At 74.3% G+C, this 26,725-nt stretch carries 8 protein-coding genes; 6 read left to right on the top strand and 2 right to left on the bottom strand.

Features of this window, described 5'->3' with window-relative positions; all coding sequences use genetic code 11:
• Nucleotides 1–230 precede the first annotated feature (230 nt).
• Entirely contained in the window at nt 231–635 is a 405-nt protein-coding gene (locus tag T398_RS14495) for a hypothetical protein (RefSeq protein ID WP_358047240.1), read from the bottom strand.
• Nucleotides 636–691: 56 nt separating this feature from the next.
• A complete protein-coding gene (locus T398_RS14490) occupies nt 692–1,048 on the bottom strand; it encodes a hypothetical protein (RefSeq protein WP_358047243.1) in 357 nt (118 codons plus the stop codon).
• A gap of 141 nt (nt 1,049–1,189) precedes the next feature.
• Here T398_RS14490 and T398_RS14485 point away from each other — a divergent pair, with 141 nt between their 5' ends.
• The 6 genes from T398_RS14485 (at nt 1,190) to T398_RS14460 (ending at nt 26,720) form a co-directional block, all read left to right on the top strand.
• Nucleotides 1,190–4,306 carry a CHAT domain-containing protein gene (locus T398_RS14485; RefSeq protein ID WP_496447405.1) on the top strand — a complete coding sequence of 1,039 codons (3,117 nt, stop codon included), beginning with the start codon at nt 1,190–1,192 and terminating at the stop codon, nt 4,304–4,306.
• A gap of 501 nt (nt 4,307–4,807) precedes the next feature.
• Complete coding sequence (locus T398_RS14480; RefSeq protein ID WP_358047248.1) at nt 4,808–5,581, top strand: hypothetical protein; 774 nt, start codon at nt 4,808–4,810, stop codon at nt 5,579–5,581.
• Nucleotides 5,582–5,736: 155 nt separating this feature from the next.
• Nucleotides 5,737–6,981, top strand: a complete 1,245-nt coding sequence (locus T398_RS14475) for a cytochrome P450 (RefSeq protein ID WP_496447403.1) — start codon at nt 5,737–5,739, stop codon at nt 6,979–6,981.
• A 91-nt stretch (nt 6,982–7,072) separates the two neighbouring features.
• Nucleotides 7,073–7,882, top strand: coding sequence for an ABC transporter ATP-binding protein (locus tag T398_RS14470; protein ID WP_358047254.1), 810 nt, complete (start codon nt 7,073–7,075; stop codon nt 7,880–7,882).
• The gene (locus T398_RS14465) at nt 7,867–9,723 is read left to right on the top strand and encodes a hypothetical protein (RefSeq protein WP_358047257.1); all 1,857 of its coding nucleotides are present in this window, start codon (nt 7,867–7,869) and stop codon (nt 9,721–9,723) included. Before T398_RS14470 ends, T398_RS14465 begins: the two co-directional genes overlap by 16 nt.
• Nucleotides 9,724–9,872: 149 nt before the next feature.
• Nucleotides 9,873–26,720: a type I polyketide synthase gene (locus T398_RS14460; RefSeq protein WP_496447401.1), complete on the top strand. Its 16,848-nt coding sequence runs from the start codon at nt 9,873–9,875 to the stop codon at nt 26,718–26,720.
• The last annotated feature ends 5 nt before the right edge of the window (nt 26,721–26,725 follow it).

Raw genomic sequence — 26,725 nt, 5'->3', positions numbered from 1 at the left:
GGACGGCGTGTCATCCAACACCGTGAACGTTCGTGGTCACGGCAGTAAGCGGCACAGCCGTCCCACCTGACCACCACCGCTGCCGCGAACCGGAACACCGGTCAGGTAGCGGCGATCCCGCGTCGGTAGGCGCGGTGGCGCGCGGCAGAGCTGCATTTCGCCTGTGGCGTTTCGCCTGCTGCCAAGAATTGCCGATCTTTGTCTGCTCCGGCCCAACAGCGGCTCTACGGTCACCTCGGCGTGCCCTGACCCGCCGCCAGCAACCGTTCGATCGCCCTTTTCCGTCGGTTGACCACACCGGCAAAATTGACCAAGAAGACGAAATAGACAGTAGTCTCCGAGGCCCACATCGCCACCTGGGAGCCACCGCCCGCACGTGGTGCGACGGTGATGGACATCGTGATGCCGCCGTGGATTCCACGCCGGCGCATGTTGATCGTTCCCGGCCCGGTTGCGCTGGTCCACAGCACCGTACGAGGGCCGCCGAACGCATCGCGCACGATCTGCGCCGTCCGCGCAGGGTCGCACGCGGTCTCGCACGTGGTTGTCGAGACAGCCTTCCGCGTCTCGATGAACTGCCAGACAATCAGGCCGACCATACCGGCGACGAAGGCGAAGCAGAGGAAACCTTCCACAAGGGGCACCCTTCTCAACGAACGGAACCGACGCGGTCTGCGGTGACCGCAGGGGATTAGCCGGCGTGCCGGCGGGTCTGGTCAAGTCGTTGCATCTCGTAGCCGGTAAACATGAGGGTCGGCAGCCCGCGTGACTTCTTGAACTCGATGCCGGCGTCGATCAGCGGTAACGCCGAGGAGATGTGCAAAGCGTCCCCGCTGTACATCTCCCAGACGAGGCGGGCGGCGCCGAACGTGGCGAACCCGCCCTGGTCGCCCGCCACGAGGTCTCGCAGCGCGCTGAGGAAGCCCTCCCGGTCCCTGGTCGCATACTCGTGGAGCGGCCCGAGGCGATTCCACATGTCATCGCCGTCGATGCCGCTGTTGTGCACGTCGAACGAGTACCGGCCAAAGACCTCCAGCCACCGCAACATGTCATCGGGGAACGGGGACCGAGGTGAACGCCTGAACACTCCCATGCCCTTTGCTGACGGACCGCTGTCCGTCAGAGACCGGCGGATGCACCGAAGAACGCTCGTCGTGCCGGCGACACGGTGAGAGGACGGCATGGAGACATGAATCGACGGCCAGCGCGCACCTCCTACGGCTACCTCGCGCCGCCCCAGGCCCTCGTGAAAGGCTGGGAGTGCAACAACGAGGACTGCGGGACAGGGGACGAGCCGGCACCGACGTCGTGGCCGTTTCCGTGTCGAATCTGTGGCCATCCGACCGACGCCACCTTCGAGGAACCGTGGGCGCATGAAGCCAGGGGATACCGGATCCGGCATCACCTGAGCGGCCCGAACGGGCACCGGCGGCAGATGGCCGAGCTGGAGCAATACGTCTGGGCGTACAAGGAGGCGCACTTCCGGGACGACCGCGCGGCGGCCCGCCGGGAGTGGCGGGCTTACCGCCGGGCCCGGCCGCCGCGATGGCAGGAGACCGACGGCTTCTGGATGACGTCGGCGACCATGTACGAACTGGTTCAGCTCGCCGCCACCTTCGACGACCTCGATCTTGCGATCGACGATCTGCTGGACTGCTATCCGTTCATCGACACCCGGGACGTCGAGGAAGACAACACCCGACGGACCATCTCGCGCACCTTCGTGTCCATGTGCATCGTGATGCTGGAACGCGAATCGTCCATCGACCATCCTCGGGAGGTGGAACTTCACAATGCGATGCGGGACGTCGCGGACCGCATCACGGGCGTTCTGATGGAGCAGCACCACAACGGCTTCCGACGCATCGCCGAGATCCGTGCGCTCCATCGCGCCCGGGTCGCCATCGCGCGGACCCGCTGGTCGGCCACGGTCGCCTTCGACGGGCTGCCGCCTGTCTCCTCGACGAGGACGTTCGGCCGAAGATCCTCGGCCACGGACGATCCGCCGGACCTTCCCCCCGTCGCCGACCTGGACCCGTGGCTTGCGCTGGCACTCGCCGACGCGGCGATCGCGACGGCAGAGATGCACGATGACACCGGCCCGCTCGACGAGCTGATCCGACGCCTGGACCGCGACGGGTTCTGCCCTGGTCTCATCCACCTTCTGCGGGGCCGGCGCCAGGTGGTGACCGGAGACCTGCCGGCGGCCGTGCGGGAACTGAAGCGCTGCTCCCAGGCGTCCGACCGACTCTCCCGACGGCTACAACCGCAGGCCCTCGCCACTGTCGGCCTGCTGCTGACACGGATCGATCCGGACGACCTCGACGAGGGCATCGCATGGTGTCGCGCAGGCCGGCAGGCCGGTGTGCGCTGGTGGCGGCGCACCACCGCAGCTGACGCCGGTCTGGCCAGGCTGCTGTTGCGGCGGGCGCTGCGGCCCGGAGCGCCGCCCGCCGAGAAACGTGCCGACGTGCGCGAGGCGGTGCGGCTGATTCGCCGCAGATGTCGCCATTGGCGCTGCTACGACGCGGACGATCGGCTTCTGCTTCAGGAAGCGCTGGCCGCCCGGGACGCGCTCACCGGTAGCCCCGGCAACGAACATCGGCACCGTGCTTGGCGCGACTCGGTCAATGCGCCGTGGAGCACGGCGGCGAGGGCCCGCCTGGCCGTGGCATGGGCGGAATGGGCCGTCGGCGCTGGCAATTCCGAATACGCCGCCGAGGCGTACCAACAACTGGTTGATCTCACATCGCAAGACGCCGTCGCCCGATACGGCGCTCGCGCCAAACAGCGGGTGCTGGCCGCCGCCCAGGAGTACGCCGAAGAGGCCGGATACTGGCTGGCACGGACTGGGCGGTACCGGGATGCGGTCCTCGCGTTGGAGACCGGGCGGGCGATCGGCCTGACCGAGGTGATCGGGCGGGACAACGACGCGGTGTCCGATCACCTCCACGCCGCCGGCCGGGCAGACCTCGCCGACGAGTACAGACGCGCGACCGAGGACTTCGATGAGCGGACACGCCACTCGTCCGCCGGCCTCCGGCGATCCTGGACCTGCCTGCGGGACGTCGCCCGGCGTGTTGCCGTGGTGACCGGGGCGGATCCGCTGGCCATCGCGGTGACCTACGAAGCCATTACCGCCGAGACCGGCGATGGTGCCCTGGTCTACCTCGCCGCGGCGAAGGCCGGCGGGTACGCGCTCGTGGTCGCCGCCCGGCACGACCCGCAGTACGTCGACCTGCCCAAGCTCGACCGGGCCACCGTCGCCGGGCTCGTTGGCGAGGTGCTGCCCGGAACAGAGGCTGCGACCGGCCTCACCCGCTTCGCGATCATGGACGGAAAGCCCGCTCGGGCCCGCGAGATTTTACCGCTGGGGCGGACGAAGAACGATCCGATGAGCGAGGCGCTCCGTGTCCTGTGGAACGATGGCATGCGGGACCTTGTCCTTCTGAGCGCGAGGGGTCGAATTGTCACGCTGGTGCCGGTCGGTCTGCTCAACCTCCTGCCGTTGCACGCCGCCGGCGAGCCGGGGACGCCCGGCGACGAACGCACCGAGTGGCGCCACGTCGGGCAGTTCTCCGCGATCCGCTACGCGCCGAATGCACGCGGCCTCCGGCGCTGCCGCGATACGGCACGGGAACTCGTCGGTCGGGAGCAGACGCTGCTCGTCATCGACGTACCGGACGGCTACGGAGTCCACCCGGGCGGCCATCTGCGGTACGTCACCCGAGAGACGACCGAGGTCACCCGTCGTTGGACGGGGAAGCCGACGTCGCCGAGCCATGCATGCACGTGGGAGGAGTTCCGCACCGCAGCCGCCGAGCACACCGTATGGCATCTCGCCTGCCACGGCTCCGCCGAACCAGGCTCAATCTTGGACAGCCGACTGTACTTCGCCGACCGCCAGGTCACGCTGGAGGAACTGCGCCATACCCTGGTGCCGAGCCGACGCCGCCTGGCCGTGCTCTCCGCTTGCCAGACCAACATCAGCGGCTCCGCGCTACCCAACGAGGGGATCGGACTTCCGTCGGCCCTGATCCAGATCGGGTTCGCCGGAGTGATCGCGACCGCGTGGTCAGTCGACGATCTCGCCACCACCTATCTGATGACCGCGTTCTACCATCTGTGGTGCCAGGAGGGGCACGAACCGGCTGTCGCACTGAACCACGCCCAGCATTGGCTCCGCACCGCGACCCGGGCCGACCTGACCGCGCTCCTGACCGACATCGATCCGCCCGGCGGGTTCGACGAGTGTCCGTACGCCGATCCGAGGCATTGGGCCGCCTTCGCCTACACCGGCGCCTGACCGAGGTCTCTGGCAGCCGTACACCGGCGCGGTTCCTCTCGACCCAGGCAGGTCGCCCGTAGGCAGCACGGGCCGCACAACCTGGTCGCGGAGCCCGTGCCCGACCCGTCGCTGCTGGGACGCGCATGCCGGTCGGCAGCCCCGGCTTGCCCCGCCGACGACGACGGGCAAAACGAACAACTGGCACTCGTCGACCAACCCGGCCCGGATGGCCTGCGCCGCGAGCTTGGCACCGCCGATGGTGAGATCGCTGGCGGCCGTGGCCTTCAGTCGGCGTACCGCGGTGGGGTCGGATCGGCGTTCGATCCGGGTGTCGGCGGTGGACGCCGCGGCGGGTCCGCTCGCCGGGCGACAAACTCTGATGATGATGAACGTCGATGTTGCGGAGTCGCGCGCGGTCGTGCTCGAATGGCTCCGATCGCCAGCGGTGCGAACGAGAGCATCCCGGCATCAACCGGTCCGGTTCCGCGCTGCGGGAGCCGGCCGTCGTGGAGGACGACCATGCGTAGCTTTCTCGCGGTGTGCACCGCCGCCCTGCTCCTCGGTGCCGCGGCCGGCAGCGTTCCGACCGGCGCGTCGGCCGCCTCCGCCCGCTCGTGTCACCGTGGCCTGGTGTTCTGTGAGGACTTCGAGCGACTTCCCGTCGGCGGGCCCAGCACGGTGAACTGGGGGGTCGACACCCGTCGCGGCACGCTCACCGTCGAGCGGGCCCGTCGCGGCAACCAGGTGCTGCACGTGCACACGGTCGACAACGGGCGCGCCTTCCTGCGTGTCGACGACGTCGCCGCGCCGGCCACCGGGCTCTACGGTCGGATGCGTCTGCGCGTCGACGCCTTCCCCACCGCCCCGGACTGGGCACACTTCACGCTGGTGGAGGCGACCGGCGCCGGCAGCGCGGAGGTCGTCCGGCCGGTCGGCGGCCAGTACGCGCCCACGGTCCCGGGAACCTTCTGGGGTGTCGGCGCGGACGGCGGACCGACCGGCGACTGGACGAACTGGCGAGAGTCCGCCCCGGTCACCGAGGACGCCTGGCAGTGCGTCGAGTGGAAGTTGGACGCGACCGACAACCGGGTGGCGGTGTGGCTCGACGGCGTGGCGAACCCGGAGTTGACCGCCTCCACCACCGAACACGGCGGCAACGACGTGCCCTTCGTCCTGCCGGCGGTCGACACGGTGAAGATCGGCTGGCAGCTCTATCAGGCCGGCACGACGCCGGGCGAGTTCGACCTCTGGATCGACGACGTCGCCCTGGCCGGCCGCCGGCTCGGCTGCTGACCCGAGGGCCCCCGACCGCGGGCCGGTCCGCTCGACGGACCCGCCCGCCGTCGCCGTCCGGCGGGCGTGGCGTGGGCGGGATTTCTGGGGTTCCGGCTAGGGGTGGGTTGGTCCTTATGGTGGCTTTCGGACCGAGTCGCCCCTGGAGGTTGGTGATGACGACACTTCCGGACGCCGGGCTGCGCGCGCGGATGGCGGGTTACTACGACATCCTGGAGAAGGCCGCCGACCAGGGGGACCTCTACGCCCGGTTGCTGCGGGGGCCGGCCGACCCCTATCCGGTCTACGAGCAGATCCGCGCGCTCGGGCCGCTGCCGCGCAGCGCGCTCGGCACGTGGGTGACGACCGATCACCAGATCGCCAACAAGGTGCTGCGGGACCGCCGGTTCGGGGTGCGGCTGGCCGACGGGCAGAAGGTGCCGGAGTTCATGAACTTCGACAACTCGATACTCGGACTGGACCCGCCGAACCACGCCCGCCTGCGCAAGCTCACCATCCCGGCGCTCAACCCGCGGATGGCCGGCAGGTGGCGGGACCGGGCGGACCAGCTCTGCGCCCAGTTCATCGACGAGCTGCCCACCGACGGCTCCGCGTTCGACCTGATGACCGAGTTCGCGCAGAAGCTGCCGGTCACGGTGATCGCCGACCTCGTCGGCATCCCGGACGACCTCCGGCCGCGCTTCTCGCGGCTGAGCCGGCGCATCGCGCCCCTGCTCGACGGCGTGGTCTCGTTCCACAAGGTGCGCGGGGTGGATCTGGCGATCGACGAGCTGACCGACATGTTCCGCGGCATCATCAAGCTGCGGCAGGAGAACCCCGGTGACGACCTGATCAGCCAGATGCTGCCCGCGATCGACGACGGCAGGCTGACCATGGACGAGCTGGAGCCGCTGTGCATGTTCCTGCCGCTCGCCGGCTCGGAGACCACTGTCAACCTGATCGGCAACGGCGTGCGGGCGCTGCTCGCCAACCCGGAGCAGTGGGACATGCTCCGCGCCGACCCGGCGGGCCTGGCGGCGGGCGTGGTCGAGGAGACGTTGCGGTTCGACCCGCCGGTGCAGCAGTATCGCCGGGTCGCCCACCAGGAGATCGAACTCGCCGGGGAGATCCTTCCGGTCGACGGCGAACTCGCGATCCTCGCCGCCGCCGCCAACCGTGATCCGGCCGTCTTCGACGACCCGCACCGCTACGACATCACCCGCCGCAGCGCCGCCGACACGCTGTCCTTCTCGGCCGGCATCCACTACTGTCTCGGCGCGCCGCTGGCCCGGGTCGAGGCCGAGGCGGCGTTCCGGGCGATCGCGACCCGTCTGCCCGACCTGCGCGTGGCGGGCGAGCCCCGACGCCGCGACTCGTTCATCATCCACGGCATGCTGCACTTCCCTCTCTCCACCGGGTGAGCGCAGTGGATCCACAGTGTGTGAAGGCGCTTCCATATGCAGCGCAAGTCGGGCAAACTGGGCCCGCCACCTAGCGACATCGAGGGGAATCATGGAGCCATCGACCACTCAGTACGCCGCAGTGGAAAGTCCTGATGTGGATGGCCGGCCGGCGGCGTTGCGTCTGTCCGGCCTGCACAAGGAGTTCGGCGCGAACACCGCTGTCGACCACGTCGACCTGGTGGTGCCGCAGGGCTCCTTCTTCGGACTGGTCGGCCCGAACGGGGCGGGCAAGACCACGTCGTTGTCCATGGCCGTCGGGCTGCTACGACCCGACGAGGGCGCCTCGCAGGTGTTCGGCGTGGACGTGTGGTCCGACCCGGTCGAGGCGAAGACGCTGATGGGTGTGCTGCCCGACGGGCTCTCCATGCCGGAGCGGCTGACCGGACGCGAACTGCTGACGTACGTCGGGCAGTTGCGCGGCATCGAGGCCGACGTGCTGGCCGGCCGGGTCCAGGAACTGCTCGACGTGATGGAACTCGGCTCGGCGGAGCGCACCCTGGTCGTCGACTACTCCACCGGCATGCGCAAGAAGATCGGGCTCGCCACCGCCCTGCTGCACGGGCCCCGGCTGCTGGTGCTGGACGAGCCGTTCGAGGCCGTCGACCCGGTCTCCGCGGCGGCGCTCAAGGCGATCCTGATCGGCTTCGTCGGCGCCGGTGGCTCGGTGGTGCTCTCCAGCCACGTGATGCCGCTGGTCGAGCAGCTGTGCGACACCGTGGCCATCATGGCCGCGGGGAAGGTCGTGGCGGCCGGTCCACTCGCCGAGGTGCGCGGCGACACCACCCTGGAGCAGACGTTCGTGCGCCTGGTCGGCGGCGACGAGCACACCCGGAAGGGGCTGTCGTGGCTGGCGTCCTGATCCGGATGAAGCTGTCGATCATCAAGAACTCGATGACCGGCGGCCGGGCCGCCTGGATGCTCGTCGGCGCGGTATTCGGCCTGCTGTTCGCCGCCGCCACCATCTGGCTCTCCCTGGTCGACCTGCCCAACGGCGACGTGCTGGGCGACCTGCTGGCGGGCGTGTTCGCAATGTGGACGCTCGGCTGGCTGATCGGCCCGCTGTGGGGCGGCTCGGCGGTGCTGCGCGCCGACCACTTCACGCTGCTGCCGGTGCCGCGCCGCCGGCTCGCGGTGGGGTTGCTGGGTGCGGCGTTCGTCGGCATCACCACCGCGGTCACCGCGCTGGGCTTCCTCGCCCTGATCACGTACGCCGCGCGGCAGGGTCTCGTCCCGGCGTTGCTGGCGGTGCCGGTCGCCGCCCTGCAACTGATCTTCGTGGTGCTGCTGTCCCGGGTGGTCTACGCGCTGTTCGGTGTGGTCGCGGCGTCCCGGGTGGGTGCGGCGATCACCGGGGTGCTGTTCGCGGCGATGCTCGTGCTCACCCAGTCCGGCTGGATGATCGTCGTGGCGGTGATGTACTCCGACATCCTCGAAACCGGGTTCTCCCACACCACCACCGTCACGCTGCGGGCGATCCCGTCGAGCTGGGGCGTGGTGGCGGTGGACGCCGCCGGCCGCGGGGACTGGCCGCTCGCCCTCGCCGCACCGGCCGGCCTGGCCGTGCTCTGCGTGCTGCTGCTGCTCGTCTGGTCGGTCGAGCTGGGCAACCCGCGCCGGGCCCGGGTCACCATCCGGGGCAGCGCGGGCCGCGCCCCGGTAGGCGGCGGCCCGACCGGCGCGGTCGTCCGCAAGGAGCTGCGCACCTGGTGGCGTGATCCGTTGCGGACCACGACCGCGGTCGTGCCGATCGTCTGGGCGCTGGGCACCGTGCTGCTGCCGCTGACCTTCGACGCCCGGCTCCTGCTGCCCTGGGCCGGCCCGGCGCTCGCGCTCTTCGCCATCACCTCGGCCTGCAACCTCTACAGCCAGGACGGCACGGCGCTGTGGCAGACGATGACCACCGGCACCCAGCGCGCCGACGTGCGGGGCCGGCAGTGGGCGTACCTGCTCGTCTTCACGCCGCCGGCCGTCGTGGCGAGCGTCGCGTTCGTCTGGTGGAGCGGTCTGACCTGGACCTGGCCGTGGGTCGCCGCCGCGGTGCCCGCGCTGCTCGGCGGCGGCGCCGGCCTGATCATCTATTCGTCGGTGTTCGGCATGGTCCCGGGCCCCGACGCGCACAAGCGGCCGAGCAACCCGCTGGAGCGCGCCGACACCACCGGCCAGTCCAACGTCCTGTTCTGGGTCGGGCTGCTGCCGCCGGCGCCGGCGCTCGCCCTGGTCTATCTCGGCACCCGGTTCGACCAGCCGTGGCTGACCTGGGCCGGGGTGCCGGTCGGCGTGCTCACCGGCATCGTCGTCGCCTGGGTGCTCGGCGGTGCGGCGGTTCGCAAGCTCAGCGCGGACGGGTCCGACCTGCTGCACACCATGCGCACCGGCCGACCCACAGTGGTCCGCGCCGCCGCCGACGGTGAGGCGGCCAGGAAGGGCGGCACGGTCGAAGGGCTGAGCTGGGGCCTCGGGTCGATCCTGCTGATCCCGCAGGGGATCATCCCGCTGGTGTTCATCCTGGCCGACATCCAGGTCAAGTCGTGGTTCCTGGCGATGTACGTGCGGCCCCTCTACGGCGTGCCGATCGCCGTGGTCAGCATCCTGGCCGGCGTCGCCCTGTACGCCCGGGCCATCATGACCAAGGTCAACAACCGGGCCGGACGCGCCGGCGCGCCGTCGTCGGCCGACGGCCGCGAGCTCGAACCGGTCTGACCCGGCGACCGCCGAACGGGGGCGGGGCAGGCATCGTGGTGATGCCTGCCCCGCCCCCTTATTCGGCGGTGCGGTGAGGGGCTGCCACCTCGCCTAGGGGTTGGTCCGTGATCAGGGCATTCATAGTGTTCGGGATATCGCCCGTCGCCGTGACGGTTGCCGTCCGCCGGACCGAATTCGAGGCGCCGATGTCCGAGAACCGCAGCCCCGACAACGATCCCATCGCCGTTGTCGGGCTGGCGTGCCGGTTGCCCGGCGCTGCCTCCCCCGACGAGTTCTGGCAGCTGCTGCGCGACGGCGTCGACGCCGTCCGCGAGGCCCCGCCGGACCGCTGGCCGGCCGGCCCGGACCGCCCGAGGGGCGGCTGGCTCGACGACGTCGACCGCTTCGACGCCGGGTTCTTCGACATCGCCCCGCGCGAGGCCGCGGCCATGGACCCGCAGCAGCGCCTGGTGCTGGAGCTGAGCTGGGAGGCACTGGAGCGGGCCGGAATCACCGCGGCCGACCTGCGGGGCAGCGCCACCGCGGTGTTCGCCGGGGCGACCGGCGGCGACTACGCGACCATCGCGCAGCGCGGCGGCGGCACCCCGATCGGCCAGCACACCACCACCGGCCTGAACCGGGGCGTGATCGCCAACCGGGTGTCCTACGCCTTCCGCTTCACCGGCCCGAGCGTGACCGTCGACGCCGGGCAGGCGTCCTCGCTGGTGGCCGTGCACCTCGCCGTGCAGAGCCTGCGCTCCGGCGAGGCGGACGTCGCGCTGGCGGCCGGCGTGCAGCTCAACCTCGCCCCGGAGAGCACCCTGGCGCTCTCCGCGTTCGGCGCGCTCTCACCCGACCAGCGGTGTGCCGCGTTCGACGCGTCCGCCAACGGCATCGTGCGCGGCGAGGGCGCCGTGGTGCTCGTGCTCAAGCCGCTGACCGCGGCAGTGGCCGACGGCGACACCGTGCACTGCGTGATCCGCGGCAGCGCGGTGAACCACGACGGCGGTGGCGAGAGCCTGGTCACCCCCGTCGAGGAGGCGCAGGCGCGGGTGCTGCGGGCGGCGCACCGCCGCAGCGGCCTCGCCCCGGACCAGGTGCGCTACGTCGAGCTGCACGGCACCGGCACCGCCCTCGGTGACCCGATCGAGGCCGCCGCGCTCGGCTCGGTGCTCGGCGCCGGCCGCACCGGCGAACCGCTGCGGATCGGTTCGGTCAAGACCAACATCGGTCACCTCGAAGGCGCCGCCGGGATCGCCGGCCTGCTGAAGACCGTGCTCGCCATCAGCCACCGCGAACTGCCGCCCAGCCTGCACTTCACCGCACCCCCGGCGAGCATCCCGCTGCGGCGGCTCGGCCTGCGGGTCCAGACGGAACGCGGCGAGTGGCCCGGCGCCGGTCCGCTCGTCGCCGGTGTCAGCTCGTTCGGCATGGGCGGCACCAACTGCCACGTCGTCCTCGCCGAAGGCCCGGCGCCGGCCACCGACCCGGCGCACGGCGAGGCCGTCGGCGCGACCACGGACCCGGCGGATCGCGGCGCTGTCGCCCGGGCGGTCACGGCCCCGGCGGCCGGCGGCGATGTCCCCGGCACGGCGGCCGGCGTCGGGACTGCCGGGCTGGTGCCCTGGATGGTGTCGGCCCGCACGCCGGAGGCGCTGCGCGAGCAGGCCGCCCGGCTCGCCGCCGGCGCCGACCCGGACCGCAGCGACCTCGCCGTCGCCCGCGCGCTGGTGCACACCCGTACCGGTTTCGAGCACCGCGCGGCGGTCCTCGGGCGGGACCGGGCCGAGCTGCTCGACGGGCTCGGCGCGCTGGCCGGCGGGCTGCCCGCCACCGGCGTCGTCACCGGCACCGCCCGGCCCGGCCGGATCGTGTTCGTGTTCTCCGGCGAGGGCTCGCAGTGGGACGGCATGGCCCGGGCCCTGCTCGACCAGTCACCGGTGTTCGCCCGCGAGTTCGAGGCGTGCGACCGGGCCCTGCGCCCCTACGTCGACTGGTCCCTGCTGGACGTGGCGCTCGGCGTCGACGGGGCGCCCCCGGCCGACCGCCTCGACGTGCTCCAGCCGTACCTGTTCGCGGTCCGCGCGGCGCTGGCCGCGATGTGGCGGGCGCACGGCGTCGAGCCGGCGGCGACCGCCGGCAGCTCCCAGGGCGAGGTGACCGCGGCGTACGTGGCCGGTGGGCTCACCCTCGACGACGCGTGCCGGGTGATCGCGCTGCGCAGCCTGATCTACACCCGGCTCGTCGGGCGCGGCGGCATGGTCGCGCTGACGCTGACCCGCGACGAGGTGCGCGAGCTGATCGCCGGCTGGGACGGCCGGATCGAGATCGCCGCCGTCAACGGGTCGCGGGCGGTGGTCGTGGGCGGCGCTCACGACGCCCTGGACGAGCTGGTCGCGCACTGCGTCGCGCACGACCTCCAGGCCACCCGGGTACGGGCCGGCTTCGCCTCACACACCGCGCAGGTCGACGAGTGCCGCGACGAACTGCTCGACGCGCTGGCCGAACTGCGACCGCGCACCGGCACGGTGCCGTTCTGGTCCACCGCGCTCGACCGCTGGGTCGACACCGCCGAACTCGACGCGAACTACTGGTACGACAACGTGCGCCGTACCGTCGAGCTGGAGGCCGCGGTGCGCGGCCTGGCCGCCGACGGCTTCCGGTTCTTCGTCGAGGTGAGCCCGCACCCGACACTGGTGCACAGCGTCCGGGACACCGCCGCCGAGGCCGGCCTCGACCTGGTCGCGGTGCCGACGCTGCGCCGCGACGACGGCGGCCTGGACCGCTTCCACACCTCGGTCGCCACCCTCGCGGCCTCCGGCGCCGAGCCGGACTGGGACAGCGTGCTCGGCGCGCCGGCCGGGCCCCGGGTCGCGCTGCCCACGTACGCGTTCCAGCGCGACCGGTTCTGGATCACCGACGACCCGGCCACCCTGCCCACCCGGCCGACCCGCCCGGTCGCGGCGACACCGCTGTCGGCGGACCCGCTCGACCTGGTCCGCGCCCACGCGGCGGCCATCCTCGGCCACGCCGGGCCGGATGCCGTCGACGCCGACCGGACGTTCCGCGGCCTCGGCTTCGACTCGCTGACCGCGGTCGAGCTGCGCAACCAACTGGTCGGCGCCACCGGCGTCGAGCTGGACACCACCGCCCTCTACGACCATCCGACACCGCGCCGACTGGCCCGGCACCTGGGCAGCCGCGCCGCCGGCGCCGGCGACGCCGTCCGCCCGGTCACCGCCGCCGTGGCCCCCGGCAGCGAGCCGATCGCCGTGGTCGGCATCGGCTGCCGGTACGCCGGCGACGCGCACGGCCCGGCCGAGTTCTGGCGGCTGGTGGCCGGCGGCGTCGACGCGGTCACCGGGCTGCCGACCGACCGCGGCTGGACCGTCGACCTGCCGTCCGGCTCGGCCGGCGGGTTCCTGACCGACGCCGCCGACTTCGACGCGGCCTTCTTCGGCATCTCGCCGCGCGAGGCGCTGGCGATGGACCCGCAGCAGCGGGTGCTGCTGGAGACCGCGTGGGAGGCGCTGGAGCACGCCCGGCTGGACCCGCGTTCGCTGCGCGGCACCGCGACCGGCGTGTTCGTCGGCGCGATGGCCCAGGAGTACGGGCCGCGGTTGCACGAGGCGTCCGGCGCGGTCGAGGGTCAGGTGCTGACCGGCACCACGATCAGCGTCGCGTCCGGGCGGATCGCGTACACGCTCGGGCTGGAGGGCCCGGCGATGACCGTCGACACGGCGTGCTCGTCGTCGCTCGTCGCACTGCACCTGGCCGGGCAGGCGCTGCGCTCCGGCGAGTGCGACCTGGCCCTGGCCGGCGGCGTGACGGTGATGTCGACCCCGGGCATCTTCACCGAGTTCTCCCGGCAGGGTGGCCTCGCGCCGGACGGGCGGTGCAAGGCGTTCGCCGACGCCGCGGACGGCACCGGCTGGGGCGAGGGCGCCGGGGTGCTGGTGCTGGAGCGGCTCGGCGACGCCCGCCGCAACGGCCACGAGGTCCTCGCGGTGCTGCGCGGCACGGCGGTCAACTCCGACGGCGCGTCCAACGGCCTGACCGCGCCGAACGGACCGTCGCAGCAGCGGGTGATCCGCCAGGCCCTGGCCAACGCGGGGCTGCGGCCGACCGACGTGGACGCGGTCGAGGCGCACGGCACCGGAACCCGGCTGGGCGACCCGATCGAGGCGCAGGCGTTGCTGGCGACCTACGGGCAGGACCGCTCGCCGGACCGGCCGCTGCTGCTCGGCTCGGTGAAGTCGAACCTCGGACACACCCAGGCCGCCGCCGGCGTCGCCGGCGTGATCAAGATGGTGCTGGCGATGCGGCACGGCGTGCTGCCGGCGACGCTGCACGTGGACGCGCCGTCCGCGCACGTCGACTGGTCGTCCGGGGCGGTGCGGCTGCTGACCGAGCCGCGGGACTGGGCCGCCGAGGTCGGCCGGGTCCGCCGCGCGGGCGTCTCCTCGTTCGGCATCAGCGGCACGAACGCGCACGTGATCGTGGAGGAGGCACCGGTCGCGGCCGGCGTCGCGTCGCCCGTGGCGGCCGGCCCGGCGCTGCCGTGGTCGCTGTCGGGCCGGTCGGCGGAGGCCCTGGCCGCGCAGGCCCGCGAACTGGCCGGGTTCGTCGCCGGGCGGCCGGAACTCGACCTGGCCGCGGTGGCCCGGGCGCTGGTGTCGACGCGCGCGGTGCTGGAGCACCGGGCGGTGGTGGTCGGCACCGACCGGGACGACCTGCTGGCCGGCCTGGCCGCGGTGGAACCGGCCGGCGCGGCGGGCCCCGCCGACGGCGGCGTCGTCCTGGTCTTCCCCGGTCAGGGCGCCCAGTGGCTCGGCATGGCCGCCGACCTGCTGGCCGAGTCGCCGGTCTTCGCCGCCCGGATCGCCGAGTGCGCGGCGGCCCTGGCCCCGCACGTGGACTGGTCCCTGCTCGACGTCCTGGCGTCGGCCGACGAGAGCTGGCTGCTGCGCGTCGACGTGGTGCAACCGGCCCTGTGGGCGGTGATGGTGTCGCTGGCCGAGGTGTGGCGGACGTTCGGCGTCGAGCTCGCCGGGGTGGTCGGGCACTCGCAGGGCGAGATCGCGGCGGCGGTGGTGGCCGGGATCCTGTCGCTGCCGGACGGCGCCCGGGTGGTGGCGGTGCGCGCGGCGGCGCTGCGGGCGATCGCCGGCACCGGTGGGATGCTCGCGGTGGCCGCGGACCCCGCTGCGGTGACCGCGCTGATCGAGGATGTCGCCGGGGTGTCGGTCGCGGCGACCAACGGCCCGGCGTCGGTGGTGCTCTCCGGCGACGTGGCCGGCGTGGACGCCGTCGAGGCCCGGTGCGCGCAGCAGGGGGTGTGGTGCCGGCGGGTGCCGGTGGACTACGCCTCGCACAGTGCGCACGTCGACGGCCTGCGGGCGGAGCTGCTGGCCGCGTTCGACGGGGTGACCCCGCGGGCGGGCACGCTGTCGATGCACTCCACCGTGGCCGGCGAGCGGATCGACCCGGCGGAGCTGGACGCGGCGTACTGGTTCGAGAACCTGCGTCGCCCGGTGCGCTTCGACGACGTCGTGACCGGCCTGATCGCCGCCGGCCACCGGACGTTCATCGAGGTCAGCCCGCATCCGGTGCTGACCGCGGGAATCGGCGAACGCGGCGGCGTGGCCGTCGGCTCGCTGCGCCGGGGCGAGGGCGGCCTGGCCCGGATGCTGCGCTCGGCCGGTGACCTGTGGACCCTCGGCGGGCACGTCGACTGGCGGGCGGTGACCGGCGACGGCCCAGTCGGCGAGCTGCCCACCTACCCGTTCCAACGGCAGCGGTTCTGGCTGGAGCCGCACGGTCCGTTGCTCGGCGAGCCGATCAGCCTGGCCGGCGCCGGCGCCCTGTGGCACGGCACCCTGTCGACGGCGGCCCTGCCCTGGCTGGCCGACCACGCGGTGCTCGGGCAGACCCTGCTGCCGGGGGCGGCGTTCGCCGAGATCGCGTTGCAGGCCGTGCCCGGCCTCGGCGAGCTGACCCTGCAGGCCCCGCTGGTCCTGCCGGCCACCGGCGACGTCGCGATCCAGGTGATCGTCGAGGACGGCGCGCTCCGGATCGCCTCGCGGGCGCCGGACGGGCCGGACTGGACGGTGCACGCCACCGGCACGGTGGCCGAACCGGGCCCGCCGGGCGACGCCGGGCTGACCGCGTGGCCGCCGGCCGGCGCGGACGAGCTGGATCTGAGCGACTTCTACGCCGAGCGGGCCGCCGCCGGTTACGGATACGGCCCGGCGTTCCGCGGGCTGCGCCGGGCCTGGCGCGCCGGCGACGACACGTACGCCGAGGTGGAGCTGCCGGCCGGGGCCGCCGCCGGACTCGACCGGTTCGGGCTGCACCCCGCGCTGCTCGACGCGGCCCTGCACGGCGCGCTGCTGGCCTTCGACGGCGCCGTGCTGCCCTTCGCCTGGTCCGGCGTGCGACTGTACGCCACCGGCGCGACCCGGCTGCGGGCCCGGATCAGCCCGGTCGACGCGGACACCGTCGCGGTGTCGCTCGCCGACGCCGCCGGCGCGCCGGTCGCCGAGGTCGACGCGCTCACCTTCCGCCCGGTGTCGCCGGCGGCGCTCACCGCCGCCGCCTCGGCGCTGCGCGAGGCGTTGTTCGAGGTGCGCTGGACGCCGTCGGACGCCCCGGCCACCGTGGCCGCCGGGACGGTGCTGTGGGCCGACGGTCCGCTGCGGGAGCGACTCGCCCGGGTCCTCACCGCGATCCAGGAGCACGTCGGCGGTGACCGCGACGAGCCGCTGGTGATCGTGACGAACGGCGCGGTGCCGGTCGGCGGCCCGGTCACCGACCCGGCCGGCGCGGCGGTCTGGGGGCTGGTGCGGTCGGCGCAGACCGAACACCCCGGGCGCCTGCTGCTCGTCGACACCGACGGCGACCTCGGCGGGCAGCCGCTGCCCGCGGACGAACCGCAGGTCGCCCTGCGCGACGGCGTCGCCCACGTGCCGCGGTTGACCCGGCTGGCCGTCACCGCCGCCGAGGACACGCCCGCCACCGGCGGCACGGTGCTCGTCACCGGCGGCACCGGCGTGCTGGGCGCGCTTGTCGCCGAGCGGTTGGTCACCGCCCACGGCGTACGCCGGCTGGTGCTGACCAGCCGTCGGGGCGTGGCGGCGCCGGACGCGGCCGGACTGGTCGAGCGGCTGGGCGCCCTCGGGGCCGAGGCCACGGTGGTCGCCTGCGACGCCGCCGACCGGGCCGCGCTGACCGCCGTGATCGCCGGGATCGACCTCACCGGCGTGGTGCACTGCGCCGGCACGCTCGACGACGGCGTGCTGACCGCGATGACCGCCGACCGGCTGGACCGGGTGCTCGGCGGCAAGGCCGACGCCGCGCTGCACCTGCACGAGCTGACGGCGGGGACGGACCTGGACTTCTTCGTGATGTTCTCGTCCGTCGCCGCGACGCTGGGCACCGCCGGGCAGGCCAACTACGCGGCCGCCAACGGCTTCCTCGACGGCCTCGCCGCACTGCGGCGAGGCCAGGGGTTGGCCGGCACCTCGATCGGCTGGGGGCTCTGGGCCGAGACGTCCGCGATGACCGGGCAGCTCACCGGCCGCGACGTCACCCGGCTCGGCGGCACGCTGTCCACCGAGGACGGCCTGGCGCTCTTCGACGCCGTGCTGCGGTCCGGCCCGGCGCACGCGGTGGCGGCCCGGATCGGCACCCGCGGTGAACCCGTCCCGGCCCTGCTGCGCGGCCTGGTCCGGCAGCCGACCCGGCGGGCCGCCGCGACCGGGGCGTCCCCGGCGTTCACCGCGGACGACCCGGCCGAGCGCCGTCGTCGGCTGCTCGATCTGGTACGCGCCGAGGCGGCGGCGGTCCTCGGGCACGCGTCGCCGGCGGCCGTCGACCCGGACCGGGTGCACGCCGACCTCGGCTTCGAGTCGCTCACCGCGGTCGAGCTGCGCAACCGGCTGGCCCGGGCGACCGGGCTCAGCCTGCCCGCGACCCTGGTGTTCACCTATCCCACCCCGAACGCCGTCGCCGACTACCTCGCCGAGCGCCTGGGCGCGCCGGCCGTGTCGTCGGCCCCGGCCGCGACCCCGGTCGTGGCGGCGGCCGGCGAGCCGATCGCGATCATTGGGATGAGCTGCCGCTACCCGGGCGGGGTGACCGGGCCGGACGAGTTGTGGCGGCTGGTCGCCGAGGGCGGGGACGCGGTCACCGGGTTCCCGGCCAACCGGAACTGGGACACCGACGCGCTCTACGACCCCGACCCCGACCGGCCGGGCACCACGTACGCCACCGAGGGCGGTTTCCTGCACGACGCCGACGCGTTCGACGCGGAGTTCTTCGGCATCTCGCCGCGTGAGGCCCTGGCGATGGACCCGCAGCAGCGGATCCTGCTCGAAACGGCCTGGGAGGCGTTCGAGTCGGCCGGCATCGACGCGCGCACCGTGCGCGGCACCCGGGCCGGCGTGTTCACCGGCGTCATGTACCACGACTACCAGACGCTGCTCGCCGGCTCGGACACCCCGGACCTCGACGGGTACGCCGCGATCGGTGTCGCCGGCGGCGTCGTCTCGGGTCGGGTCGCGTACACGTTCGGCCTCGAAGGCCCGGCGGTCACCGTGGACACGGCCTGCTCGTCGTCGCTGGTGGCCGTGCACCTGGCCGCGGAGGCGCTGCGCCGGGGCGAGTGCACGACGGCGCTGGCCGGCGGCGTCACCGTGATGGCGACGCCGGGCACGTTCGTCGACTTCAGCCGGCAGCGCGGTCTCGCCCCCGACGGCCGGTGCAAGTCGTTCGCCGCCGCCGCCGACGGCACCGGCTGGTCGGAGGGGGCGGGGCTGCTGGTGCTCGAACGGCTCTCCGACGCCCAGCGCAACGGGCACCCGATCCTGGCGGTGGTCCGCGGCAGCGCGGTCAACCAGGACGGCGCCTCGAACGGGCTGACCGCCCCGAACGGCCTGTCCCAGCAACGCCTGATCGCCGCCGCGCTGGAGGCGGCCGGGCTGGAGCCGCGGGACGTCGACGCGGTCGAGGCGCACGGCACCGGAACGACGCTCGGCGACCCGATCGAGGCCGAGGCGATCATCGCGGCGTACGGGCGGAACCGTCCCGCCGACCGTCCGCTGCGGCTCGGCTCGCTGAAGTCGAACATCGGCCACAGCCAGGCTGCCGCGGGCGTCGGCGGGATCATCAAGATGGTGCTGGCCATGCGGCACGGGCTCCTGCCCCGGACGCTGCACGTCGACGAGCCGACGCCGCACGTCGACTGGGCCGGCGGCGCGGTCGAGCTGCTGCGCGAGCCGTGTGCGTGGCCGGAGACCGGCCGGGCCCGGCGGGCCGGGGTGTCCTCGTTCGGGATCAGCGGGACCAACGCGCACGTCGTGCTGGAGGCGCCGCCGGCCGTCGTCACGGCCGAGCCGGTGCGGGCCGGCGGGCCGGTGCCGTTGGTGCTCTCGGCGCCCGACGCCGCGGCGATGCGGGCCCAGATCGAGCGGATCCGGGACTTCCTCGCCGAGCGGCCGGACCTGGATCCGGCGCGGGCCGGTGCGGCGTTGATCCGCTCGCGGGTCGTCTTCGACCATCGGGCCGTGCTGGTCGGCGACGGGGCCGAGACCGGGGTCGTCACGCCGGGCGCGCTGGCGTTCCTGTTCACCGGTCAGGGCGCGCAGCGGGTCGGGATGGGTGTCGGGTTGGCGGGGCGGTTCCCGGTGTTCGCGGAGGTGTTCGACGCGATCGTGGACCGGTTCGAGGGCCTGCGGGAGGCCCTTAGTTCCGAGGCGATCCATCGGACGGTGCACGCGCAGGCGGGGTTGTTCGCGGTCGAGGTCGCGTTGTTCCGGTTGCTGGAGTCGTGGGGGGTCGCCCCGGACTACCTGTTGGGTCACTCGATCGGTGAGATCGCCGCCGCGCACGTCGCCGGGGTGATGTCGCTGGACGACGCGGTCACGCTGGTCGCCGCTCGCGGTCGGTTGATGCAGGCGCTGCCGTCCGGTGGGGCGATGCTGGCGGTGCAGGCGTCCGAGGCCGACGTGCGCGCGGTGCTGGCGGCGCGGGCGGCCGAGGCGGGGAGCCGGTGGGCCGACCGGGTGGACGTGGCGGCGGTGAACGGGCCGACGTCGGTGGTGCTGTCCGGGCTGGTGGAGACGATCGAGGAGCTGGCGTCGCGGTTCGCGAAGGCGACGCGCCTGACGGTGTCGCACGCGTTCCACTCGTCGTTGATGGAGCCGATGCTGGCCGAGTTCGCCGCGGCGATCGGGCACGTCGACTTCGCCGCGCCGCGCATCCCGGTGGTGTCGAACCTGACCGGTGAGCCGGTCGAGGAGTTCACCGTCGACTACTGGGTGCGGCACGTGCGGGAGGCGGTGCGCTTCCACGACGGCATGTCCTGGCTCGCGGAGCACGGGGTGACCCGGTGCCTGGAGGTCGGACCGGCGGGTGTGTTGTCGGCGACGGCCGCCCCGGAGTTGACCTGTGTGCCGGCGTTGCGCAAGGACCGCGACGAGGTCACCGCGTTGCTGGCCGCCGCCGGGCGGCTGTGGACCGTCGGGGTGTCGGTGGACTGGGCGGCGATCCTGCCGCCGGCGGGACACGTCGACCTGCCCACCTACCCGTTCCAGCGGCGGTCCTACTGGCCGGCGCCGTCGACCGCCGCACCGACTCCGCCCGACGCCCCCGGCGAGGCGCGCTTCTGGGCCGCGGTCGACCGCGGCGACGTCGCCCAACTCGCCGGTGACCTGAACGTCACCTCCGACACGCTCGGCTCGGTGCTGCCCGCGCTGGCCGCCTGGCGCCGGGACCAGCGTTGCGCCACACTCGTCGACGGGCTGCGCTACCGGGAGAGCTGGACCCCGCTCAACCTGCCCCCGGCCCGGCTCCCCGGCCGCTGGCTCGCCGTCGTCGCCGCGGGCACGCCGGCCGGATCCGTCCTCGACGCGCTGCGCGGCCAGGGCGCCGACGTTCTGGACGTCGCGGTGTCCACGCCGCACGACCTGACCGAACGCCTCCACGACCTCGACGGCACCGCCCTCGCCGGTGTCGTGCTGCTCACCGGGCTCGCCGAGGACCCGCTGCCGGACCTCACCGCCGTACCGTCCGGGCTGGCCCTGACCGTGACGGGCATCCAGGCGCTCGCGGCGGCCGGGATCGACGCGCCGGTGTGGTGCCTGACCCGGGGCGCGGTCTCGGTCGGACGGTCCGACCCGCTGCGCGCCGACGTGCCGGCCACGGTGTGGGGGCTGGCCCGGGTCGCAGCCATCGAACAACCCGTCACCTGGGGCGGCGTCGTCGACCTGCCGGCCGTGGTGGACGAACGGGCCGGGCAACGTCTCGCGTCGGTCCTCGCCGCGGGCGCTGAGGACCAGGCCGCCGTCCGGACGTCCGGCGTGTTCGGCCGCCGGCTGGTACGCGCCCCCGCCCCGGCCGCCACGCCGGCCCCTCCGGCCGCCACCGGCACCGTCCTGGTGACCGGCGGCACCGGCGCGCTGGGCGCGCACGTCGCCCGCCGGCTCGCCGCCCGCGGCGTACCGCGTCTGCTGCTGCTCTCCCGGCGCGGCCCGGACGCGCCCGGCGCCGCCGAACTGGTCGCGGACCTGGCGGAGCGGGGCAGCGAGGCGACCGTCGTCGCCTGCGACGCCGGCGACCGCGACGCGCTCGCGGCCGTGCTGGCGGCGATCCCCGCCGAGCGGCCACTGACCGGCGTCGTGCACGCCGCCGGCGTGGTCGACGATGCCACCTTCCTGTCGCTCACCGTGGCGCAGCTCGACGCCGCCCTGCGGGCGAAGGCGGTGGCGGCGGTCCACCTCGACGAGCTGACCCGCGACCTGCCGCTGGACATGTTCGTGTTGTTCTCCTCGTTCGCGGGCAGCGTCGGCAACGCCGGCCAGGCCGGTTACGCGGCGGCGAACGCCCGCCTCGACGCGATCGCCGCGCGGCGGCACGCCGCCGGGCTCCCGGCCACGGCCGTCGCCTGGGGCCCCTGGGCCGCCGACGTCCCGGGGCCCCAGGCGACGGCCGCCGGCGCCGCGGGCATGGCCGCCGGGGACGTGGGGGAGCGGCTGCGCCGGGCCGGACTGTCACCGATGCCGGTGCCGACCGCCCTCGACGCGCTCGACACCGCGCTGCGGTGCCAGGACCCCACGATCGTGGTCGCGGACGTCGACTGGACCCGGTTCGCCCCGACCCGGGCGAGCGCGTCGACGCGCTCGCTGGCCGAGCCGCCGGCCGCGACCGCCGCGCCGGCCGACCTCACCACGCTGACCGCCGCCGACCGGCGACGCGCCCTGCTCGACCTGGTCCGGACCCGGACGGCCGCCGTGCTGCGGCACCCGATGCCCGACGCGATCGACACCGGCCGCGCCTTCCACGACATGGGGTTCGACTCGCTGACCGCGATCGAGCTGCGCAACGCGCTCGTCGCCGACACCGGCCTGCGGTTGCCGCTCACGCTCGTCTTCGACCACCCCACTCCGGCCGTGCTGGCCGACCACCTGGCGGCGCTGCTCGGCGGCGGTGCCGACGAGCCGGCCGAGGCCGCCCGGCCGGTCGCGGACGACGACGACCCGGTCGTCGTCAGCGCGATGGCCTGCCGCTTCCCCGGTGGCGTCGGCACCCCGGAAGACCTGTGGGCGCTCGTGCGCGACGGCGTCGACGGACTCACCGAGCCGCCGGCCGACCGGGGCTGGCGACCCGGAGCGGGCTTCGTCGGCGGGTTCCTCGCCGACGCCGCCGACTTCGACGCCGCCCTGTTCGGCGTGTCCCCGCGCGAGGCCCTCGCCATGGACCCGCAGCAACGACTGCTGCTCGAATCGGTCTGGGAGACCTTCGAGCGCGCCGGCATCGACCCGCGATCGGTGCACGGCGCCCGGATCGGCGTGTTCGCCGGCACCAACGGTCAGGACTATCCGGCGGTGCTGGCCGCCGCCGGTGGCGCCGACGTCGAGTCGCACACCGCCACCGGGAACGCCGCCGCCATCCTGTCCGGGCGGGTCTCGTACGCCTTCGGCCTGGAAGGCCCGGCGGTCACCGTGGACACCGCGTGCTCGTCGTCGCTGGTCGCGATGCATTTGGCGGCGCAGGCGATCCGGGCCGGGGAATGCCACGCCGCCCTGGCCGCCGGGGTCACCGTGATGTCCACCCCGGGCGCCTTCGACGAGTTCGACAGGCAGGGCGGCCTCGCCCCGGACGGCCGTTGCAAGGCGTTCGCCGACGCGGCGGACGGCACCGGCTGGGGCGAGGGCGTCGGCGTCCTGCTGCTGGAGCGCCGTTCAGTGGCGCGGGAGCACGGCCGGGAGCCGCTGGCCGTGTTGAGGGGCAGCGCGGTCAATCAGGACGGCGCGTCGAACGGGCTCACCGCCCCGAACGGCCCCGCGCAGCAGCGGGTCATCCGGCAGGCCCTGACGAACGCCGGCCTGACGCCGGCCGACGTGGACGCGGTCGAGGCGCACGGCACCGGGACCCGGCTGGGCGATCCGATCGAGGCCCAGGCGTTGCTGGCGACCTACGGGCAGGACCGGCCGGCGGACCGGCCGTTGTGGCTGGGCTCGGTGAAGTCGAACATCGGGCACACCCAGGCCGCCGCCGGCGTCGCGGGAGTGATCAAGATGGTGCTGGCGATGCGGCACGGCGTGCTGCCGGCCACGCTGCACGTGGACGCGCCGTCCGCCGCGGTCGACTGGTCGGCCGGCGCGGTGCGGGTGCTGACCGAGGCCCGGGGCTGGGCCCGCCCCGGGCGGACCCGCCGGGCCGGGGTGTCCTCGTTCGGGCTCAGCGGCACCAACGCCCACGTGATCCTGGAGGAGGCGACGCCGGCCGCCGCGGCGCCCGCGCCGGCCGGGCCGGCCGGGCCGGTCGCGTGGGCGTTCTCCGCGCGCACCGCCGCCGGCCTGCGCGGCCAGGCGCGGCGACTCGCCGGGTACGCGCCGTCGGCCGATCCGGCCGACGTCGCGCGGGCGCTCGCCGCCACCCGGGCCACCTTGGAGCACCGCGCGGTCGTCGTCGCGGACACGGCGGAACGCTTCGCCGCCGCCCTCGCCGAACCGGAACCGATGATCTCCGGGGTCGCGTCGCCGGGCGGCCTGGCGTTGCTGTTCACCGGTCAGGGCGCGCAGCGGGTCGGGATGGGTTCGGGTCTGGCGGCGCGGTTTCCGGTGTTCGCCGACGCGTTCGATGCGATCTGTGCCCGCTTCGACCAGGTGTTGGATGTGCCGTTGCGGGAGGCGATCGATTCCGAGGCGGTTCATCGGACGGTCTTTGCGCAGGCGGGGTTGTTCGCGGTCGAGGTGGCGTTGTTCCGGCTGCTGGGGTCGTGGGGCATCAGGCCGGACTTTCTGTTGGGTCATTCGATCGGGGAGGTCGCTGCCGCGCACGTGGCGGGGGTGATGTCGCTGGACGACGCGGTGGCGTTGGTGGCGGCGCGGGGTCGGTTGATGCAGGCGTTGCCGGCGGGTGGGGCGATGCTGGCGATCCAGGCGTCCGAGGCCGACGTGCGCGCGGTGCTGGCGGCGCGGGCGGCCGAGGCGGGGAGCCAGTGGGCCGAGCGGGTGGACGTGGCGGCGGTGAACGGGCCGACGTCGGTGGTGGTCTCCGGCCCGGTGGAGGCGGTCGACGCGCTGGCGGCGCGGTTCGCGAAGGCGACCCGGCTCACCGTCTCGCACGCGTTCCACTCGGCGTTGATGGAGCCGATGCTCGACGAGTTCGCCGCCGCGATCGGGCACCTCGACTTCGCCGCGCCGCGCATCCCGGTGGTGTCGAACCTGACCGGGGAGCCGGTGCCGGAGTTCACTGCCGGCTACTGGGTGCGGCACGTGCGGGAGGCGGTGCGGTTCGACGACGGCATGACGTGGCTCGCGGAGCACGGGGTGACCCGGTGCCTGGAGGTCGGGCCGGCGGGTGTGCTGTCCGCGACGGCCGCGCCGGCACTGACCTACGTGCCGGCGCTGCGCAAGGACCGCGACGAGGCCACGACGCTGCTGGAAGCCGCCGGCCGGCTGTGGACCCTGGGCGCGCCGATCGACTGGACCGCCGTCGTCGGCCGCCCCGAACACCCGCTGGACCTGCCCACGTACGCGTTCGACCGCACCCGCTACTGGCCCCGGACGCCGGCCCACGAGGGCGACGACGACCGGTGCTATGCCGAGGCCTGGATCCCGGTCGCCGAACCCACCGCCCCGCCGGCCGGCACCTGGCTGCTGGTGCTGCCCGACGGCGTCGACTGCGCCGACATCGTCGCCGCCTTCCCCACCGCCCGGACCGTCACCGTCGACGGCACCGCCGGTCGCGCCGACTTCACCGCTCTGCTCACCACGGCCACCGGCACCGGGCCGCTGCGCGTGCTGTCGCTGCTCGGGCTGGACACCACGCCGCACCCGGGCCAGCCGGACGTGCCGGCCGGTCTCGCCGCCACCGTGGCGCTCGCCCAGGCGGTCACCGACCTGCCGGGGCCGGCGAAACTCTGGTGCCTCACCCGCAACGCGGTCGCCACCTGCGCCGCCGACGGGGTGAACGCCGTCCAGGCCCACCTGTGGGGCCTCGGCCGGGTCGCCGCCATGGAACTGCCCCGACACTGGGGCGGTCTCGTCGACGTGCCGCAGCACCTCGACGAGACCGACCGGCGCCGGCTGGCCGCCGCGCTCGACGACGCGGACGAGGACCAACTCGCGCTCCGGCCGGCCGGCATCCTCGCCCGCCGGCTGCGCCCGGTCACCCCGCCGGCCGACGCGGCCGAGCCGACCATCCCGACCGGCACCGTGCTGATCACCGGCGGCACCGGCGCGCTCGGTGCCCACGCCGCCCGCTGGCTCGCCGCCCGGGGCGTACCCCACCTGCTCCTGCTCTCCCGGCGCGGCCCGGACGCGCCCGGCGCCGCCGAACTCGTCCGCGAGCTGACCGCGGCCGGCACCACGGTCACGGTGCGGGCCTGCGACGTGGCGTCGCGCACCGACCTGGCCGCCGCCATCGACGCCATCCCCGCCGAGCACCCCCTCGACGGTGTCGTGCACACCGCCGGGGTGACCGCCGACAGCCCGCTGGAGACACTCACCCTCGACCAACTGGCCGCGGTGCTGCACGCCAAGACCCTCCCGGCGGCACACCTCGACGCCCTCACCGCCGGCCGTCCGCTGCGGATGTTCGTGCTCTACTCCTCGATGGCCGGCGCGGTCGGCAACCCGGGGCAGGCGAACTACGCGGCGGCCAACAGCTACCTCGACGCGCTGGCCGGCGACCGGCGCGCCCGTGGCCTGCCCGCGACCGCGCTGGCCTGGGGACCGTGGGCGGACGGCGGGCTCGCCGCCGGGCCCGCGCTCGCCGGCCGGCACCGCGCCCTCGGCCTGACGCCGCTGGCCGCCGGCCGGGCGATGGCGGCCTTCGGCGCCGCCGTGGTCGGCGACCGCCCGGCGGTCGTCGTGGGCGACGTCGACTGGACCGCGTTCGCGGCGGCCACCGGGCCGGGCCGGCCCAACCGGCTGCTCGCCGAACTCACCGACCTGCCGTCCACCGGCGACAGCGGCCCGGATTCCCCGGCCGAGCGGCTACGCGCCCGCCTCGCCGCCGCCGCCGACCGCGACCGGGTGATCCTCGACCTGGTCCGCGCCGAGACGGCCGCGGTCCTGCGGCACCGCGACCCGGCCCGGATCGACCCGGCGTCGGCCTTCCGGGACCTCGGATTCGACTCGCTGCTCGCTGTCGAACTGCGCAACCGGCTCGGCGCCGCCGCCGGACTCCCGCTCCCGGCGACGCTGGTGTTCGACCATCCCACGCCGGGCGCGCTCGCCGCGTACCTGGCGCCGCAGGTGGCCGGCGAGCGGGAACGCCCCAGCGTGGCGAGCGAGATCGACCGGCTGGAAGCCCTCCTGTTCGGCGTCGCTCCGGACCAGGACGAGCGGGACGGCATCACCGCGCGACTGCGCGGCCTGCTCGACAAGTGGAGTCGTACCAACGTCGGGCCCGAACCCGACGCCGACCTCGACGCCGGGCTGGACCTGGCGACCGCCGACGAGATGCTCGAACTGATCCAGCGTGAGTTCGGCAGCCCCACATGACCACC

This window comes from Salinispora goodfellowii, from assembly GCF_059570675.1.
This window is presented reverse-complemented; position numbering and strand designations above follow the sequence as displayed.